This window comes from Deinococcus misasensis DSM 22328, assembly GCF_000745915.1.
Classification (GTDB): Bacteria; Deinococcota; Deinococci; order Deinococcales; family Deinococcaceae; genus Deinococcus_C; species Deinococcus_C misasensis.
Genome location: NZ_JQKG01000004.1, coordinates 224,010 through 241,032, shown reverse-complemented (window position 1 = coordinate 241,032; position 17,023 = coordinate 224,010). Strand labels below are relative to the sequence as shown.

Here is a 17,023-nt window from a genome sequence, read left to right as displayed (position 1 = left end):
GGAAAACAAGCTGCACTGGATGTTGGATGTGGTGTTTGGGGAAGATGATCACCGTTATGCGAAGGATCATGGGCCAGAAAATCTAGCGGTGTTGCGGCACATGGCGTTGAATCTGCTGAATCGCGAACCGTCCAAAGGGGGAATGAAGCGCAAGAGGAAACGAGCTGCGTTGAGTGATGAGTTTCGCTCCACCCTCCTGATGCTTCTCCTTCAGCCTTAACGTGCGTCACCCCTGCAGTTTTTGCTGGTCAAGTCGTCCGTGCAAAAGCAGGTGCTTTTCACGCATCAAAACCCAGCCTTGTGCTCTCATCCTGTCCAGCACACTCTGGTCACAGGCATCTGTGACTTCAGACCACAACTTCAGAGCCTTCAGGTCTTATGCTCGAAGTCGGAGGGTCCAGTGTCAGACATCACGGTCAGAAACCAGCAAGACAAACAGCGCTACGAAGCCATCTTGAATGGGGAAGTGGTGGGCTTTGCAGAATACCGGCCTTTGCAACAAGCCGTGATGTTCACCCACACCGAAGTGAACCCGGGACTTGAAGGTCAAGGCATCGCCAGCACCCTCATTCAAACGGCCCTCAAAGAAACCCAGCAGGCCGGAAAGTGGGTGATCCCCATGTGTCCTTTTGTGGTGGGATACATCCAGAAACACCCCGAGCACCTGTCGGCCGTCAATCCGCAGCACCGCTCCATTTTTGGCATCTGACCCAGAGGAGGGTTTCATGGCCCAGCGTGACTACCAAAACGAAAGCTTGATCGTGCACTGGAACAGCGAACTTTGTGTGCACTCTGGAAACTGCGCCCGGGGGTTGGGGTCGGTGTTCAAACCCAAAGAACGCCCATGGATCCAGTTGGAGGGAGGCACGGCACAGCAGATTCAGGAAGCCATTGACCGCTGTCCCTCGGGTGCCCTGACCTACACCCTGAAGTGAATTTCTGGGGTGGAAAGATGCTGGACCACTCAAGCACTCCTGAAAAATGAGGGGCTGAAGATCTTTCCGAATCAGACGAAGAAGAGGCCACTCTGGAACCATGGGTTGATCGCATTCCAGAGTGGCTTTTTGATCTCAATTTCAATCCTGCTGGCTTGAGGTGTCCCCAGAGTCTTTCAACAGCCGTTTTGCCAGATCTTCAGAGGATGCTGGGTTCTGGCCGGTGTACAGGTTGCGGTCCACCACCACGAACGGCTGGAACTGCGCGGGGCCTTTGAGGTAATCTGCCCCTTCTTCGCGCAAACGGTCTTCAAGGAGCCATTTGGCTTTGAGCGCAAAGGGGTTCATCAGCTCCTCGGCGTTGGAGAGTCCGGTCATGCGGTAACCCTTAAAAGGCCAGGATCCATCCTCACTTTTGGCAGCCAGAGTGGCAGCAGGGGCGTGGCACAGCAAAGCCAGAGGTTTTCCGGAAGCCAGCACCTGTGTCAGCAGTGCCCCGGAAACCCCATCGTAGGCGAGGTCTTCCATGGGGCCGTGACCTCCGGGATAGAACACCAGATCGTATTCCTCTGGGCGCACCTCAGCCAGTGGAGTGGGGTGATTCAGTTGCTCCTGAATGCTGTTCAGGTACGTTTCCACTTCCTGCCTTTTCTCTGGAGGGGTGGCGGATGGAGACATGCTCAGCTGGTCCAGAGTTGGAGGTTTTCCTCCCGGAGTGGCAAGGGTGATCTGCCATCCCGCTTCACTGAAGATTTTGTGTGGCATGGCCAGTTCTTCACCCCAGAAACCGGTGGGGTGCTGGGTGCCGTCTTTGAGGGTCCAGTGGTCTGCTGCGCTGACCACAAAAAGCACGTGTTTGGGTTGTTGGGTGTTTGCGTTTTCAATGGGTTGAGTCATGCTTCAATGTACGGGTTGTGCTCTGGAGGAGCAATGCCTCCCATTTGTCCGATTTTTCATGTTCCACACACGCTTTGGCCTACCTGTGGTTCAGCATACAAACCACACCAAGAGGCCAGAGCCTCCCAAATCACCTCTGGTAATTCTGCAGGGCAGACTTCAGGTCCTCAATCAAGAGTTCTTGCAGTTTTATCGGGGATTCCACCGTCACCCATCCTCCCCAGCCTTTGATCCACGGCAGGATCTCCGTGGTGTTCCCCACCGTCAATTCCACCCGCACCGAACCGTCCCCTTGCACTTCAAAAACATCCGCACGGGCGTCCAGGTTCTCCTCCAGCAGCCACTCCCGAGCTGTGCCCTTGAACGTCAGCACCACTTTCTCCGTGGCACCCACGCTCACCCCCCATGCGTGCTGCATGAAGCCCAGAGCGTTGAAGTCCTCCTCGGGTTCATAGGTTTCTTTCAGCACCTGGGTGTTTCTCATGCGGGCCACCTTGAACACCCGCACACCGGGCCTCTCTGTGTTCCTGTGATACCCGATGGCGTAGGCTGCCCGGTTGTGGGGGTTGATCTCAATGAAGTAAATCGCCAGTTCCACACTGCGTGTTTTGCCTGTGGAAGGGGCATGGTAATCAAATTTCAGCCAGTGGCCGTCCAACCACGCAATCGAGCAGTGCTCAAGGCTGCGGCTTTGCTGGCGTGTGCCGGATTTCTTGAGGTAGATCGAAGCCATCTGTTCGGTGATCTTGCGGACCCTTTCAGGAAGCTTTTTGCTCAGGTCGTCCATCACACTCAGGTAGTGCTTGTTGTACTCGGGGGCGTGATGAAAGAACAACCGGGCTGCGCTGTAAGCCGCGAGGGCCTCTGCAGGATTCAGTGAACTGGCTTTGCGGGCCTTGATGGCGTACTTGCCTCCGGGCTTCTTCTCGATGTCGTTCCGTTCAAGCAGCAGTTTGAGGTCCCGCTGCAAAGCCCGGGTCTGGTTTTCAGGAAGTTCAAGCCTCAGGCGGATCTCCTGGGTGGTCAGGTTGTTGATGGAAAGGAGTTCTTTGATGCGCATCAAGCGTTCACTGCGGTGAAAATTGTGGTCGTCTTCCATGATGGGGGTCTCCTTGGGGCCTCTGGAGGCGCTATGGTTTCAATGTAGAGGGCGAAAACGACAGGGAATGACGCACCAACCCAGAAAGTTGCTTGCAGGACAGTGCTTGAAGCCTCTGAAGAGGGTCCAAAAATCCAGAGTGACCACCCTTGTGGACACAAGCCCGCAATTCACAGCCGGGTCATCCACTGAGTGGCCTGTTGGTCAGCATCGAGCAATTTCTGGCATTCCAGAGGCCGGGTGTTGAACTTGGTCGGATGCGGATGGCCCACTTGCAGCACCCGGTCAGCTTCCCGCGTCTGGTCAGGCAGCAGCTTCCAGCTTGCCTGTGCTGCTTTGCCGTGCAAGATCACCACCTTCAACTCGGACAGCAAAGGCAACAGCAACTGGAGTTCCTGCACCCCAACCTGCAACTCCTGTTTGGTGGGTTTTTGCACCACATGCAGGTACCATGGCACCACATTCCAGCACATCACCTCGATCCAGAGCAACTTCCTGCAAAATGAAAAAGACATTTCTGGCCGTCTGATCGAATCGGTGTTGTGCACATCTGAAAGGCAAAGCCTTTTGATAAAAGTCAAAACCAGCAACTTCACTTCATGCCAGACGTCCCCTTTTTGACAGCTGAGTTTGTTATCCTGAGGGCTCGGAGGTGGACGTGGCACAGGTGAACATCAACGACGTGGCCAGACAGGCCGGGGTGTCCATCATGACCGTGTCCCGTGCCCTCAACAACACCGGGCGGATCTCTCCAGAAACCCGAGAGCGCATCCTCAAAATTGCCACGGAAATGGGTTACGTGGCAGACCCACGTGCCCGGAGTTTGAGGACCGGCAAGATTGGGCTGCTCGGGCTGGTGATGCCCAGTTTTGCCTCTCCTCTGATCAATGCTCTGGCGGTGGCCGTTGCTGAAGACGCAGAGCGGCAGGGCCATGAGTTGTTGATGCACACGTTCACCCGCAAAACCCCAGCCGAGGACGCCCAGAGGGTGCGGGTGCTGCTGGGGGGTTTGACCGATGGGGCGATCATCGGTCATCCGGCACAGGACCCGGAGTTCCAGCAGGTGCTGGAGCAGTGCGGGGTGCCTCTGGTGCTGGTGTCGCATGAACAGTACCAGACCTCTCTGCCCACTGTGCGGGTGCACAACCAGAGGGCCGCACAGGAAGCCACCCGCCACCTGCTGGCTCTGGGGCACCGGCAAATCGCTTTTCTGGAAGGCACGGCCAGCAGTGGACAGAGCCACCTCAGGAAACAAGGATTTTTGCAAGCCATGCAGGAAGCCAGAGCGGAAGTGCACCCCCAGTGGTTGGTGCCTGCGCACTTCACACGTGATGGGGGCAAGCAAGCCATGAAGCACCTTCTGCAATCCCAAGTGCGTCCCACTGCGGTGTTTGCTGCCAATGACCTTTCAGCTCTGGGGGCCATGGACGCCCTTGCAGAGGCAGGTTTGCGGGTTCCAGAAGACGTTTCGGTGCTGGGTTTTGATGACATCCCGGAGGCCCGTCATGGGGCTTTGCCCCTCACCACCGTGCATTATCCAGTGCGGGAAGTGGCTGGGTCTGCTCTGGAATTGCTGGTGTTGCAGTTGCAGAACCAGCAGGTCTCAGATGTGCAGGTGGAGTGTGCTCTGGTGGTCCGGCAAACCACCTCAAAAGCACCTTGAAAACCCCGGCACGCTTGGATGCATGCTCGGGGTCCAGAATTCAGTTTTGCAAACACACCGAGGAAGCAGGCCGGATGCCGTGCAACAAACGCACCAGGGCTTCCAGGTAGTAATAATCCCCCCAGAGGTTGGCTTCACTGACCCCCACACCGTGGGGTTTGCTGTACACCCCGTATTTGAGGAGGCCAGTGGCAGGTTCGTGCAGGCGGGTGGCGCAGTGTTCAACAAGTTGCAACAGCATGCGGATGGCTGCACCCTGGTGCTGTTCTTTCAGGTGGGGATCGTCCATCTGTTCGGCCAATTCCAGCAGGGCACAGACCACCACAGCGTTGGCACTGCTGTCACGCGGTTCCAGACTGCCGGTGGTGAAACACAAATCCCAGTAGGCGATGCCGTCCTCGGGCAGGTTTCGCATGAAGTGATCCAGCAGGTCCAGGGCCAGTTGCAGGTGACGTTCTTCTTTGAGGTGGCTGTAGGCCAGAGCGAAACCGTAAATGCCCCACGCTTGCCCTCTGGCCCAGCAGGACTGGTCCCCTGCCCCTTGATGGGTGCTGCCCCCGAGGGGTTTTCCGGTGTGGGGATCAAAGCGGTAGGTGTGGTAGGTGGTGTGGTCTTCACGCACCAGAAAGCGGGCGGATTGCTCGGTGTGGGACCGGGCCACCTGCTGGTATTGGGGGTTTCCGGAGGTGAGGGTGGCCCAGTGCAGCAAAGGCAAGTTCAGCAGGCAGTCGATGATCATGCGTCCGGCGTGCTGGGGGTCATTTTTGTCGCCCCATGCTTGCAAAATGCCTGCTTCGGGCAGCAAACGGGTGAGGAGTTGATCGGCGGCCCTGAGCGCCACTTCGCGGGCCACTGGAGTGCCCGTCACCTGAAAATCTGTCACGCAGGACGGCACATAGAGAAACCCGAGGTCGTGCATGTCCACGTTGATGCCTTTTTCCAGACGTTCCTGAAAACTGCGGGTGTGCTGCTGGGCCACCGTGCAAAAAGGCCTTTCTCCGGTCACCTGATGGGCAAGCCACAGCATGCCCGTCCAGAATCCGGTGGTCCAGCCGACGTTTTGCCCGGTGGCCCAGTTGTGCTCGGGTTCTGCGATGCGGGGCAGGTAACGGTCTCCGGTGGTGTGGTCGTTGGGGAACACCTCCTGAAAGTGGGGCAGGTTGAGGCGAATTTTGTGCAGGGCCACCTGCAAGGCCTGTTCGAGCACGGCTCGGGTTTCGTTCAGCATGGGGTGTCCTCCTGAAACATCTTCCGGGGAGGGAGTGCCCCCCGGTGAAGCACGGCCTGTCCGGCCAGTCGGTGTGCAAACCGAGCAGCAGAGACGGCTCCATCTTGCCACAGGTGGTGCAGGAAAGCAGCGTTCCACACGTCCCCTGCTCCGGTGGTGTCCACCGGTTTCACGGGCACGGTGGGCACATGCCAGATGCCAGCTTCTGCTTTGATCCACACGCCTTGCCCGGAACATTTGAGGGCCACCAGAGGCGCCTGAAAGCCCTCAAGGGCCTCCAGAGGGGAGGCTGCACTTTGCCCTGTGGGGGTGAGGTCCGCTGGGAAACTGGGCAGCAGGACATCCACGAAAGGCAGCACTTCCCTGTAGGCTTTGCTGGCTTCCGCCCCTCCCCCCTGTGAAGACCAGAGCCCTGGGCGAAAGTTGGGGTCAAACACCACTTTCAGGCCCATCTGCTGGGCAAGTCGGGCGGCTTTGAAGGTGGTGGCTCTGGCACTTCTGGAAATCGCCTGGGTGATGCCGCTGATGAACAGCACGTCAAAACCTTCAAGGGTTTTCTCAGAGAAATCCTCGGGGCTGAGGGTGCTGGCTGCGGAGCCCTGCCGGTGGTACAGGAATTCCCGTTCGCCGTTTTCATCCACCCGGATGAAGTACACCCCGGTGGGTCTGTCACTGCTGATCGGAACGGTGTGCATGCCCTCTCGGGCAAGCAGGTCCAGCAGGCCTTCTCCGAAAGGGTCCCGGGCGTGCCGGGTGAAAAAGCAGGTGGTGTGCCCGAGGCGTTGCAGGGTCAGCAGGGTGTTGAGCACATCTCCGCCGTAACTGCGCTGAAAAGTGGGGGTCAAAGAGAGGGATTGTGCGCTGCTGAGTTCCAGCATGGCTTCACCGATGCCGAGGATTTTCATGCGGGCACCTGTGCGGTGTGCAAGACCTCTAGCGTTTTTTGTTGGATCACGTCCCACTGGCGGTTTTCCAGAGCTGCTGTTGGGAAGATGCTGCCCACCCCCACCATGCGGGCTCCGGCCTGCAGGTACGCCTGCAAATTGTCAGCAGAAATCCCTCCGGTGGCCATCAGGGACAGTCCCGGCAAAGGGCCTGCGAGGTCCTTGAAATACGCTGGCCCAAGCCTGCTGGCCGGGAACACCTTGATGGTTTTGGCCCCATGCTTAAGGGCTTGCACCACCTCACTGGGGGTGAATGCACCTGGCACATATTCCAGTCCGAGGCTTTGGGCCTGAATCAGCAGCTCTGGGTCGAGGTGGGGACTGACCAGAAAATCCGCTTCAGCGTGCTGTGCCATGTGCAATTGCTCTGCACAGGTCACACTGCCCAGCCCAATCAACACTTCAGGTCCGCAGATCAATCGCAGGTCTTGCACGGCCCGGTGCGCCTCGGGGGTGGTGAAGGTCAGCTCGATGCAGGACAGCCCCGACTGGATGGCGGCCATGGCTGCGCGAACCGCCAGTTCCCGGCTGGAGGCCCGCAAAACCCCCACGATGGGGGGGTGTCCTTTCAGGCGTTCAGCGAGCAAGCCAGCCTCCATCCACCACCAGCGTGTGGCCATGCACGTAATCGGACGCAGCAGAGGCCAGAAAGAGGGTGGCCCCAGAGAGGTCGCTCGGGGTGCCCCACCGACCTGCCGGAATGCGTTCCAGAATGGCTTCCTTGCGTTTGGGATCGGTGCGCAGGGGTTGGGTGTTGTGGGTTTCAATGTATCCCGGAGCAATGGCGTTCACGTTGACCCCCCGGCTTGCCCATTCGTTGGCAAGGGCGCGGGTGAGTCCCATCACGGCATGTTTGGATGCGGTGTAAGCCGGAACCCGGATGCCTCCTTGAAACGACAGAAGGGAAGCCACCGTGATGATTTTTCCAGATCCCCTTTGCAGCATGCTTCTTCCGGCAGCCTGACTGATTTTCCAGACGGTGTTGAGGTTGGTGTTGACCACCTCGTTCCAGTCTTCTTCACTGTACTGGTCGGCCTCCTGACGGCGAATGATCCCTGCGTTGTTCACCAGAATGTCCACCGGCCCGAGGTGGTGTTCCACCTGCTCAAGCAGGTCTCTGGCTGGCACGGTTTGCAGGTCGCAGGGCAGGTGCAGAAAGGGCACAGCAAACGTTTTGAGCTGGCTGAGGGTTTCGTCGGGGGGGCTGGTGTGTGAGGTGAAAGCCACCTGCGCTCCAGCTTCCGCAAGCGTGAGGGCCATGGCCTGTCCGATGCCAGTGGCCCCTCCGGTCACCAGAGCGGTTTTGCCACGCAGACTGAACAACTTCACAGGTCTCCGGTGTGCCGGGTGATCCATTCGGCGGTGGGTTCAAGGGTGGTGCCCTGTTTGCGTCCATCTCCGGCCAGAAACCACAGGTAGTAACTCTGGCTTCCGGGGGCCGCCACGTAGGTGTGGTAGCCGTGTGGCATTTCCAGCAGGGTGTGGTCTTTCACCACGTGCAGGTCGTCATGGTGACGTTCCGGGCTGTAATGGCGGACCACCCCCCAGCCGTCAGGTGAGCTGTTGCGGAAGTAGTAGATTTCTTCGTGGTGAACTTCGTTTCCAAGGTTGATTTCGTGTTTGTGGGCCGGGAAGGTGCTCCAATTCCCAGAGGGGGTGACGGTTTCTCCGGCAATCAGTTTGCAGGCGGGCATGCCGTTGGGTTCCACCAGAATTTCGCGGTAATGGCGGGTGAAATTCAACCTGCCCCACGTGCCAGTGCGAACTTGCTCGGGACGGATTTCGTAAGGCGAGGTGTCGAGATCGCTCGGGGCGGAAGGCAGGGCCACTTCGATGTCGGTGTGGGCAGTGATGGTCACGGTGTGCTGGCAGGGCAGGTACACGCTGTGGGGCAATCCCGAGAACACATCCGGGCGGTTGCCGATCTCCTTGAAGGTGTGTTCATTCACCTGAACTTGGGCGGTACCACAGAGCATCACCAGCAGAAATTCCCGGCTCTGGGTGGAAAAGGTGTGCTCCTCACCTTGCTGGAGTTTCAGGAAGTGAAACTGCAAGAGGTCGCAGGTGGGAGTGGTGAGGGTGTGCAGGCCAGTGTGCAGGGGCAGGGCGTGGAAGTGCATGGGGGTCCTTTCGGTGCTCGGGGCACCTGTGGGGGATCAGGATGAAGTTCAATGATTGAACGTTAAATCAAAACTAGCACTGGACTTTTGAGGTGTCAAGTCCTGTTTTTCCACAAACCAAAACCAAAAGCCACTTGGGGTGTGCTTTGTTGAGACAACAAACGTTCTGCAGAAAAACCAACGTTGTTGGTCAGCTCAAAACACCTTCACTACAGAACCATTTTCACTGCCTCAACAGCTGCACGTGGCCTTTCAAAATGGCAGATCTGGGTCTTTCGACCCCACAAAACCCTTCCAAAAAAAGCGCTTGACAGATTTTGCAAGGAATGTTAGCGTTGCTTTAACGTTCAAGCAAAACCATTCCGGGGTCCAGTGCCCAGCGGAATGCCGGAGGATGCCATGAAAAAAACCGCCCGACTTGTTCTCTCCCTGAGCCTCCTGATTCCTGTTGCCAGCGCCCAGAGCATCACCCTCAGGGTCACCGGATTCAAACAGGGGGCCGAAATCGCCAACATCCCCCAGATCAACGAACTGTTCATGAAAGAAAACCCCAACATCAAGGTGGTGTATGAACCCCAGCCCGGCGGTGCAGCCTACTATCAGGTGATGACCTCCCGCCTCAACTCCGGGGACGCACAGGACGTGATCATGAGCGCCGACTTTGCCAACAGCCTGAATTGGGGCATCAACGGACTCATTCTTGACCTCTCCAAGGAAAGCTGGGCCAAACGCATCTCCCCACAGATCAAAGCTTACGTGGGGTACAAAAACAAGGTGTACCGCATGCCCCACGAAGTGATGAGCCTTGGGCTGTACGTCAACCTTGATTTGCTCAACAAAGCCGGCATCACTGCCCTGCCCAGCGATTTCCCCGGTTTCCTTGGCACCCTCGACAAACTCAAAAAGGCCGGCATCAACCCCTTTTACATCCCCAACCGGGACGGATGGGGGGCCGCCACCATCCACCGCATGATGTTCGCCAACAGCGTCTACCGCAGTTACGCCAAATGGGACGACCTGTACCTGCAAAAGCGCATCGATTTCAACAAAGGCGGCTGGACCACCGCCGTGGACAACGTCAAGAAACTGGAACCTTACGTGAATTTCCGCCTGATGAATGGCCTTGACCCCTGGAGCCAGGCCAACGATGAATTCATGGCCGGCAAAGTGGCCTTCCTGACCATGGGCGCATGGCAGGCCCAGGTGTTCAAGAAACAAAACCCCAACCTGAAATTCGCCTACATCCCCTTCCCGGGCGGTAAAAAAGGCACCCAACCGGTCGGGCTGGTTTACGTGGGCACCTCATGGGTGGTCAACGCCAAGAGCAAAAACATCGACGCTGCCAAAAAATACCTCGAATTCTGGTCCCGCAACGAACCCCTCAAACTGTACCTCGACGCTGAAAACGCCTTCACACCCTTCAAAGATGGGGTCAACCCGAGCTTTGAAGAAACCCGCCCCTTCGTGGCTGCCGTGAATGCTGGACGGGTGCATGCTGTGCCTTTCGCGGTGTTCCCCACCAAAACCTCCTCGGAGAAAGTGGTGACCCAGTCGGTGCAAGAGGTGTTCTCTGACCCCTCGGTGAACAGCCAGAGCGTGGTCGACAAAATCCAGAAGAACCTCAACGAAGCCCTCAAGAACCTTTACTGAATCCGTCTTGCCCTCTTGGGGGCCTTTCCACTCTGGGGTACAATGCCCTTACCCTGCTTTAACGTTCCATTTGTATCCCGGAGTTGAACATGTCCACATCAAGGAACCCCATGACCCAGGTCACCCTCAAACAAGTCGCAGATCAGGCCGGCGTGAGCGTGCAAACCGTCTCCAACGTCATCAACGGCACTGGACGCGTCAGCCCCCAGACCCGAGAGCGGGTGACCAAAATCATGGAGGCATTGCAGTACACCCCCAACTACGCCGCCCGAGCCCTGCGCAAAGCCCGCACCCAGACGCTGGCTTTCGTGCTGCAAGACCCCATCTACACCACCATCCCCAACATGTACCTCGGACAAATCGTGCCGAGGGTGGCCCACGCCATCCGTGAAGCCGGATTTGACGCCCAGGTGATGTTTGAAAGCAAACCCGGACTGGATGTGGCCCTCAGTGCCCACCACAAAGGGCTCTGCGACGGGGTGATCCTGTACTCCAGCCTGATCACCGACGATGACATCACCGAAGCCGCCTCCAAAAACCTCCCGCTGGTCCTGATCGAACACATCGCCCCTCCACGCACCCTGCCCACCGTGTGGGCCAATTACGCCGAGGGCATCGAGCAGGCCGTGCACCACGTTCACCAGATGGGGGCCAGACGCATCGCCTACCTCGATGGGGTGCCCCACCACCACAACACCTCCAGCGAAGCGCGCTACACCGGCTACCAGAGGGCCATGTCCCAGCTCAGCAGCACCTCCCCCATGCTGATTTATGGAGGCAACTGGACCTTCGAGGCGGGCATTCAGGCGTTTGATTTCTTTCAAGCCCTCCCCGAGAAACCCGACGCCATCGTGTGCGCCAACGACAACATGGCCCTCGGGGTGATCCACCGGGCCACCACCTCTGGCCTGAAAGTTCCCAATGACCTGATGGTGACCGGCTTTGACGATTTCGAGTACGCCCGGTACAGCACCCCCAGCCTGACCAGTTTGCGTTTGCCCCTCGAAGACATGGCCAAAGCTGCCGTTGAACTGCTCATCTCCCGCATCGAAAACGAAGAGGCGCCCGTCGAATCGCGCCTGTTTCCGATCACCCTCAACATCCGCAACTCCACCCGCAAGTGACCCCTCCCCTCCTTGCACCTCGGGTGATTTCGCCCGAGGTGGGAAACCATGCTTGAAGGAGCCTTCTGTGAAACTGTCCCCCACCCACATTTTGAGCATGCTCGGCCCGGCCCTGCTGCTGTACCTGATTTTCATGATTTACCCCCTGTTTCAGGGGCTCGGGTACAGTTTCACCGAGTACACCGGGGTCGGCAAAGCCACCTACATCGGCTTTGAGAACTACCAAAGGATGTTCTCCGACGAAAAATTCCTCAGCAGCCTGAAAAACACCGGACTGTTCACGGTGATCGTGCTGGTCTTGCAAAACGCCATCGGCCTGTTTTTCGCCACCCTGATCCACCGTCAGGAGAAACTGCGCCAATTCGTGCAGGTGGCCCTGATCGCCCCGAGCATGCTCTCCACCATCGTGGTGGGTTTCATCTGGACCTACCTGTACTCCCCTTTCGGCGGCCCCATCAACTTGACCCTCGAAAGCACCGGGTTGATTCAGGTGGTCAGGGCGCTCGGGATCAACACTCCGGTGGTGTGGCTCGGTGACCCTGCTCTGGTGATCTTTGCAATCAGTCTGGTGGTGGTGTGGATGTACACCGGAACCACCACCGCCATTTACGTGGCTGGATACACCACCATCTCCAGTGAACTCTACGAGGCTGCGCAACTTGACGGGGCGAACCGCTGGCAGATTTTCACCCGCATCGAGTGGCCCCTGCTGGCCCCTGCCACCACCGCCTCGGTGACCCTGTCGGTGCTTCACCTGCTGAACATCTTCGAATTTCCGTTCGTGATGACCAACGGTGGGCCGGGGGTCAGTTCTTACACCCTCGGGATGATGATTTACGACCGGCTTTCGGCCAACGAAATCGGTTACGCCACCGCGATTGCCACCTTCCTGCTGCTGGTGGTGGTGGCCGTGGCCATCGTGTTGACCGGACTGCTGCGCAAAAGAGAGGCCCGCATTTTATGATTCACAGCCACACCCCCGTTCAGGAAAACCGCAGTGCCAGCCACAAAAGGCAACTCCTCAAACGCCTGCAGCAGGTGTTGATCGTGGTCCTGACCTTGCTGTTCATTTCGCCTCTGTACTACGTGATCGTCTCCAGCCTGAAAACCAGTCTGGAAATCGCCGAGAACCCTTTCGGTTTGCCTTCCAGCCCCCAGTGGCAGAACTTCAGTCAGGTGATGGGGCAACTGAATTATGGCCGTTCGATCTTCAACACCATGCTGATCACCGCAGGCACCTGCCTGGTGTGCATCGTGCTGGGGGCTCTGGCCGCCTACCCGCTTTCCAGAGTGAAAGCCCGCTGGGCCGGAGGGGTATACCAGATTTTCCTGTGGGGCATGACCGTCCCATTCTTCGCAATCATGAGCCCCTTGTTCGTGATGGTCAAAAACCTCGGGCTGGTCAACACCTACTGGGGTCTGATTCTGGTGATGGTGGTGCTGAACCTCCCCACCGCGGTGTTCTTCTACTCCAATTTCTTGCGTGCCCTGCCCAGAGAACTCGAAGAGGCCGCTGCCATTGACGGTTGCTCTCCTGCACAGGCGTTCCGTTATGTGGTGCTGCCCCTGCTGAAACCCATCACCAGCACCTTGCTGCTGTTCACCGGGATGAGCAGCTGGAACAGCATGCTGGTGCCTCTCCTTTTCCTGTACGACGAAAGCAAACGCCCGATCATGGTTTCGGTGTTCCAGACCCTCGGGACCTACACCCTCACCCCCACCACCCTGTTCCCTGCGGTGATTCTGGGCTCTTTGCCCCTGCTGATCATCTTCCTGATCCTGCAACGCCAGATCGTGCAGGGCGTGGCCGCCGGAGCCGTGAAAGGCTGAACCCATGTTGAAAACCACCCCGACCCACTTTCTCCTGCACAACCAGCCTTTGCGCATCCTCTCGGGGGCACTGCATTACTTCCGGGTTCCCAGAGCCTACTGGGAAGACCGCTTGCTGAAACTGAAAGCCATGGGCCTCAACACCGTGGAAACCTACGTGCCGTGGAACCTCCACCAGCCCACCCGGGAGGTGTTCCACACCCACGACGAACTCGACCTGTCCAGCTTTTTGAGGCTCGCTCAGGAGCTGGGTTTGCATGCCATCGTGCGTCCCGGCCCTTACATCTGTGCCGAGTGGGAATTCGGCGGCCTTCCGGCGTGGCTGCTGGAAGACCCCCGCATGCAGGTGCGCTGCATGTACCCCCCTTACCTGCAAGCGGTGGAGGCTTATTTTGGGCACATTTTGCCTCTGGTCAAAAAACACCTGCTTTCCGAAGGGGGCAACGTGCTGGCCGTGCAAATCGAAAACGAGTACGGCAGTTACGGCACCGACGAACTGTACCTGCACTGGATTGAAGCACAGTACCACCAGCACGGCCTCAACACCCTGCATTTCACTTCAGATGGCCCCGAGAAGCACATGCTGGATTACGGGACCTTGCCACACATCTACAAAACCGTGAATTTCGGCAGCCACGTCCCTGAAGCTTTTCAGGCGCTCCGGGAGCGACAAACCGACCAGCCTTTGATGTGCATGGAGTTCTGGAACGGCTGGTTTGACCACTGGCGGGAAAGCCACCACACCCGTGATGCACAGGACGCAGCCCGCACCCTGCAAGAGATGCTGGCTCTGGGGGGGCATGTGAACATCTACATGTTCCACGGGGGAACCAGCTGGGGGGTGATGAGCGGAGCCAACCACATCCACACCTTTGAACCCACCATCAACAGTTACGATTACGACGCCCCCCTGAATGAGTCTGGCGAACCCACCGAAAAATTCCACCTGTACCGTGAAGTGCTGCAAGCCTTCCATGATCACCCGCTGCCCGCCTTGCCAGCCCCTCTGCCCAAAACCGCTTGCCCTTCCATCCCCCTGAAAAAAGGGCAAAACCTGCTGGAAAGCCTGCTGTCCCTGCCATCTCAGCCTTCGATTGTGCCTTTCCCGATGGAAGATTACGGGCAGCACCACGGCCTGATTGCCTACACCCACACCTTCAGGCACAGCCACCAGCAGGCCGAAATCCGGCTGAGCGGGGTGCATGACCGGGCTTACCTGTACCGCAACCACACCCTGATCGGCATTCAGGACCGCACCGATGGGGCCAAAGTCTGGACGGTGGATTTTGCAGTTTCTGACCGCTTCACGGTGGTCGTGGAAAACCAGAGCCGCATCAATTACGGCCCCCTGCTGCTGGACCGCAAAGGCATCACCGGGCAAATCACCCTCGGGAACCTGATTTTGCACCACTGGGAGGTGCGGCACCAGACGCTGCAGGAACCCGAGCAGGCCAGTTCACCGTTTCAGGCAGGCAACGGCTGGTTTCAGGCCGAACTGGTGGTCCCGGAAACCCCTCAGGACACCCACTTGCAACTTCCCGGCACCAAAGGATACGTGTGGGTGAATGGGCGTTTGCTGGGCCGCTACTGGGAGGTGGGCCCGCAATACAGCCTGTTCATTCCGGCCCCTTTCTTGCAGCCCGGAAAAAACCAGATTCAGATTCTGGAACTGGAGCACCTGCACATCCGGGATTTGCACTTCTCGGCAGATGCCTGCTGGGAAAAACCCGCAACCCTCAGTTTGCACTGACAAGCCTTCTGATCGCTGCCCCTCTGCAAAAGAGGGGTTTTTTTGAGGACACCATGCACACACGTCAAGACGTTCACCAGTGGTTTTTGGACCTCCTTTTGCCCCTGCAAACCACCAGCAGTCCAGGACAGGCCCACCGCACCCTCGGGCACTTCTCGGCACACTATTCAGACCGGGTGGCTGGACTGGAAGGTTTTGCGAGACCCCTTTGGGGCATGGCTGCTGCCCAGAGGGGTGGGCTTGCTGTGCCCATGTGGCAGGAGACCTTCGAGGGCCTCAAAAACGGCAGCAACCCCGAGCATCCAGAATTCTGGGGTGAAGCCCGGAACTTCGACCAGCGCCTTGTGGAAATGGCCGCGGTGGGCTTCATGCTGGCCCTGCACCCCGAGGAAGTGAAAACCCAACTTTCCGACAGGGAGCTGGAAAACCTGATCGGTTGGCTGTGCAACATGTACACCTGCCAGACCGTGGACAACAACTGGCTGTTCTTCCGGGTGATGGTGGACCTCGGGCTGCAAAACCTCGGGCACTTCGAGGCTGCCAGAGCAGAAAGGCTCTCCCAGACTTGGCGGCGCATTGAGGATTTTGAGGCTGGCGGAGGCTGGTACCGGGATGGCCCCACCTCCAGAGCCGACCATTACATCCCGATGGCTTTTCACCTGTACAGCCTGATTTATGCAGCTTTGAAACCCGAAGATCCCCACACTGAGACCCTGCTTGCCCGCGCGTCCCTGTTCGCACAGGATTTCCTGAGGTGGTTTGGCAGGGATGGAAGCGCAGTGCCTTACGGGCGCAGCCTAACTTATCGTTTTGCACACGGGGCCTTCTGGGGGGCTCTGGCGTTTGCAAACCTTGAAGCCCTGCCGTGGGGGGTGATCAAAGGGCTGTACTTGCGTCACCTGCGGGACTGGCAAAAGCACCCCATCCAGAGCCACAGTGGCCTGCTCACCCTCGGGTACCGTTACGAGCAGCATGCCCTCAACGAGCAGTACAACAGCCCCTCCTCCCCTTACTGGGCTTTCAAGGCTTTTTTGCCTCTGGCCCTGCCCGACACCCATCCCTTCTGGCAAGCCGAGGAGCAGCCCTACCCGGACTGGCAAGGGACCAAGGTGCAAAAAGTACCGGGCTTGCTGATCCACCGGAACCCTCAACAGGACCACACCGTGTTTTACCCGTCCACTCAGCAAGACCCGTGGGTGCGTCACGGACCCGAGAAATACCAGAAGTTCGCTTACTCCAACCGGTACGGTTTTTCGGTGCCTTCAGCCAGAGCAGGTCTGGATGCACTGGCTCTGGACAGCATGCTGGGGTTTTCCATGGACGGTGAAGCCTTTGAAGTGCGGGAAAGCACCCTGTCTTGCGACATCACCGAAAAACACCTGTTCACCCGCTGGTCCACCCGCAATGGGGCGAAAGTGGAAACATGGATCGTGCCGTTTGAGGAGGGGCATGTGCGGGTCCACCATGTGGATTTGCCGGTGCCCATGACCCTTGCGGAAGGGGCGTTTGCTTTTCCAGCCGAAGGGAGCCAAACGGTTTGCAGCAACAGCATGGCCTCGGTTCAGAGGGAGGGGCAAAAAGCCTCCATTCAGGACCTCTCAGGAGACCGGGAAGCGCGGTGCATTCAGGCCCACCCCAACACCTCGGTGATGCACCCGAGAACCCTGATTCCCACCTTGCTGGGCACCTTTCCTGCTGGAAAGCACTGGCTGGTGACGCTGGTGGAAACCTGCTCCTGAATGTTTGTCCCATCAAAAAATCCCCTCCAACACACAGTTTGGAG

Annotated in this window: 17 protein-coding genes and 1 pseudogene; 10 read left to right on the top strand and 8 right to left on the bottom strand. The window is 58.2% G+C overall.

Annotation, left to right across the window (positions count from 1 at the left end; genetic code table 11):
* From Q371_RS05265 to Q371_RS05255, 3 genes and pseudogenes are all read left to right on the top strand, one after another.
* Window positions 1–220 (top strand): annotated as a pseudogene (locus tag Q371_RS05265) (ISAs1 family transposase); the annotation flags it as partial.
* Window positions 221–400: 180 nt separating this feature from the next.
* Entirely contained in the window at window positions 401–709 is a 309-nt protein-coding gene (locus Q371_RS05260) for a GNAT family N-acetyltransferase (RefSeq protein ID WP_034337020.1), read from the top strand.
* A gap of 16 nt (window positions 710–725) precedes the next feature.
* On the top strand, window positions 726–935 hold the full coding sequence (locus Q371_RS05255; protein ID WP_034337016.1) for a (4Fe-4S)-binding protein: 210 nt from the start codon (window positions 726–728) through the stop codon (window positions 933–935).
* A gap of 141 nt (window positions 936–1,076) precedes the next feature.
* On the opposite strand, the gene Q371_RS05250 is transcribed toward Q371_RS05255, so the two are convergent.
* The 3 genes from Q371_RS05250 to Q371_RS05240 form a co-directional block, all read right to left on the bottom strand.
* On the bottom strand, window positions 1,077–1,832 hold the full coding sequence (locus Q371_RS05250) for a type 1 glutamine amidotransferase domain-containing protein (RefSeq protein WP_051963312.1): 756 nt from the start codon (window positions 1,830–1,832) through the stop codon (window positions 1,077–1,079).
* 130 nt (window positions 1,833–1,962) lie between these two features.
* Entirely contained in the window at window positions 1,963–2,931 is a 969-nt protein-coding gene (locus Q371_RS05245) for a helix-turn-helix transcriptional regulator (protein WP_034337014.1), read from the bottom strand.
* 170 nt (window positions 2,932–3,101) lie between these two features.
* Window positions 3,102–3,446: a uracil-DNA glycosylase family protein gene (locus tag Q371_RS05240; RefSeq protein WP_157442528.1), complete on the bottom strand. Its 345-nt coding sequence runs from the start codon at window positions 3,444–3,446 to the stop codon at window positions 3,102–3,104.
* A gap of 143 nt (window positions 3,447–3,589) precedes the next feature.
* On the opposite strand from Q371_RS05240, the gene Q371_RS05235 reads away from it, so the two are divergent.
* Entirely contained in the window at window positions 3,590–4,594 is a 1,005-nt protein-coding gene (locus Q371_RS05235; RefSeq protein WP_157442527.1) for a LacI family DNA-binding transcriptional regulator, read from the top strand.
* 40 nt (window positions 4,595–4,634) lie between these two features.
* Here Q371_RS05235 and Q371_RS05230 read toward each other — a convergent pair whose 3' ends face one another.
* The 5 genes from Q371_RS05230 to iolB are packed head-to-tail and all read right to left on the bottom strand — an operon-like array spanning window position 4,635 to window position 8,886.
* Window positions 4,635–5,822: a glycoside hydrolase family 88 protein gene (locus Q371_RS05230; RefSeq protein ID WP_051963310.1), complete on the bottom strand. Its 1,188-nt coding sequence runs from the start codon at window positions 5,820–5,822 to the stop codon at window positions 4,635–4,637.
* On the bottom strand, window positions 5,816–6,727 hold the full coding sequence (locus tag Q371_RS05225) for a sugar kinase (protein ID WP_034337006.1): 912 nt from the start codon (window positions 6,725–6,727) through the stop codon (window positions 5,816–5,818). The genes Q371_RS05230 and Q371_RS05225 overlap by 7 nt, the downstream gene beginning before the upstream one ends.
* Complete coding sequence (locus tag Q371_RS05220) at window positions 6,724–7,353, bottom strand: bifunctional 4-hydroxy-2-oxoglutarate aldolase/2-dehydro-3-deoxy-phosphogluconate aldolase (RefSeq protein WP_211253803.1); 630 nt, start codon at window positions 7,351–7,353, stop codon at window positions 6,724–6,726. Before Q371_RS05220 ends, Q371_RS05225 begins: the two co-directional genes overlap by 4 nt.
* The gene (gene kduD / locus Q371_RS05215; RefSeq protein WP_245618232.1) at window positions 7,343–8,095 is read right to left on the bottom strand and encodes a 2-dehydro-3-deoxy-D-gluconate 5-dehydrogenase KduD; all 753 of its coding nucleotides are present in this window, start codon (window positions 8,093–8,095) and stop codon (window positions 7,343–7,345) included. Before kduD ends, Q371_RS05220 begins: the two co-directional genes overlap by 11 nt.
* The gene (iolB, locus tag Q371_RS05210; RefSeq protein ID WP_034337003.1) at window positions 8,092–8,886 is read right to left on the bottom strand and encodes a 5-deoxy-glucuronate isomerase; all 795 of its coding nucleotides are present in this window, start codon (window positions 8,884–8,886) and stop codon (window positions 8,092–8,094) included. Before iolB ends, kduD begins: the two co-directional genes overlap by 4 nt.
* Window positions 8,887–9,285: 399 nt before the next feature.
* Here iolB and Q371_RS05200 point away from each other — a divergent pair, with 399 nt between their 5' ends.
* From Q371_RS05200 to Q371_RS05175, 6 genes are all read left to right on the top strand, one after another.
* A complete protein-coding gene (locus Q371_RS05200) occupies window positions 9,286–10,536 on the top strand; it encodes an ABC transporter substrate-binding protein (protein ID WP_169743791.1) in 1,251 nt (416 codons plus the stop codon).
* A 110-nt stretch (window positions 10,537–10,646) separates the two neighbouring features.
* On the top strand, window positions 10,647–11,660 hold the full coding sequence (locus Q371_RS05195) for a LacI family DNA-binding transcriptional regulator (protein WP_034336997.1): 1,014 nt from the start codon (window positions 10,647–10,649) through the stop codon (window positions 11,658–11,660).
* Window positions 11,661–11,727: 67 nt separating this feature from the next.
* On the top strand, window positions 11,728–12,624 hold the full coding sequence (locus tag Q371_RS05190; RefSeq protein ID WP_051963307.1) for a carbohydrate ABC transporter permease: 897 nt from the start codon (window positions 11,728–11,730) through the stop codon (window positions 12,622–12,624).
* The gene (locus Q371_RS05185; protein WP_034336995.1) at window positions 12,621–13,490 is read left to right on the top strand and encodes a carbohydrate ABC transporter permease; all 870 of its coding nucleotides are present in this window, start codon (window positions 12,621–12,623) and stop codon (window positions 13,488–13,490) included. Before Q371_RS05190 ends, Q371_RS05185 begins: the two co-directional genes overlap by 4 nt.
* 4 nt (window positions 13,491–13,494) lie before the next feature.
* The gene (locus tag Q371_RS05180) at window positions 13,495–15,240 is read left to right on the top strand and encodes a glycoside hydrolase family 35 protein (RefSeq protein WP_034336992.1); all 1,746 of its coding nucleotides are present in this window, start codon (window positions 13,495–13,497) and stop codon (window positions 15,238–15,240) included.
* Window positions 15,241–15,293: 53 nt separating this feature from the next.
* Complete coding sequence (locus tag Q371_RS05175; RefSeq protein WP_051963304.1) at window positions 15,294–16,979, top strand: DUF2264 domain-containing protein; 1,686 nt, start codon at window positions 15,294–15,296, stop codon at window positions 16,977–16,979.
* Window positions 16,980–17,023 lie beyond the last annotated feature (44 nt).

Excerpts from the sequence above, each read along its gene's own strand:
- Q371_RS05250 (WP_051963312.1), bottom strand. The coding sequence starts at position 1,832 with ATGACTCAACCCATTGAAAACGCAAACACCCAACAACCCAAACACGTG.
- Q371_RS05225 (WP_034337006.1), bottom strand. The coding sequence starts at position 6,727 with ATGAAAATCCTCGGCATCGGTGAAGCCATGCTGGAACTCAGCAGCGCA.
- iolB (WP_034337003.1), bottom strand. The coding sequence starts at position 8,886 with ATGCACTTCCACGCCCTGCCCCTGCACACTGGCCTGCACACCCTCACC.
- Q371_RS05195 (WP_034336997.1), top strand. The coding sequence starts at position 10,647 with ATGACCCAGGTCACCCTCAAACAAGTCGCAGATCAGGCCGGCGTGAGC.
- Q371_RS05240 (WP_157442528.1), bottom strand. The coding sequence starts at position 3,446 with ATGTCTTTTTCATTTTGCAGGAAGTTGCTCTGGATCGAGGTGATGTGC.
- Q371_RS05255 (WP_034337016.1), top strand. The coding sequence starts at position 726 with ATGGCCCAGCGTGACTACCAAAACGAAAGCTTGATCGTGCACTGGAAC.
- Q371_RS05185 (WP_034336995.1), top strand. The coding sequence starts at position 12,621 with ATGATTCACAGCCACACCCCCGTTCAGGAAAACCGCAGTGCCAGCCAC.
- Q371_RS05180 (WP_034336992.1), top strand. The coding sequence starts at position 13,495 with ATGTTGAAAACCACCCCGACCCACTTTCTCCTGCACAACCAGCCTTTG.
- Q371_RS05200 (WP_169743791.1), top strand. The coding sequence starts at position 9,286 with ATGAAAAAAACCGCCCGACTTGTTCTCTCCCTGAGCCTCCTGATTCCT.
- Q371_RS05230 (WP_051963310.1), bottom strand. The coding sequence starts at position 5,822 with ATGCTGAACGAAACCCGAGCCGTGCTCGAACAGGCCTTGCAGGTGGCC.
- Q371_RS05245 (WP_034337014.1), bottom strand. The coding sequence starts at position 2,931 with ATGGAAGACGACCACAATTTTCACCGCAGTGAACGCTTGATGCGCATC.
- Q371_RS05175 (WP_051963304.1), top strand. The coding sequence starts at position 15,294 with ATGCACACACGTCAAGACGTTCACCAGTGGTTTTTGGACCTCCTTTTG.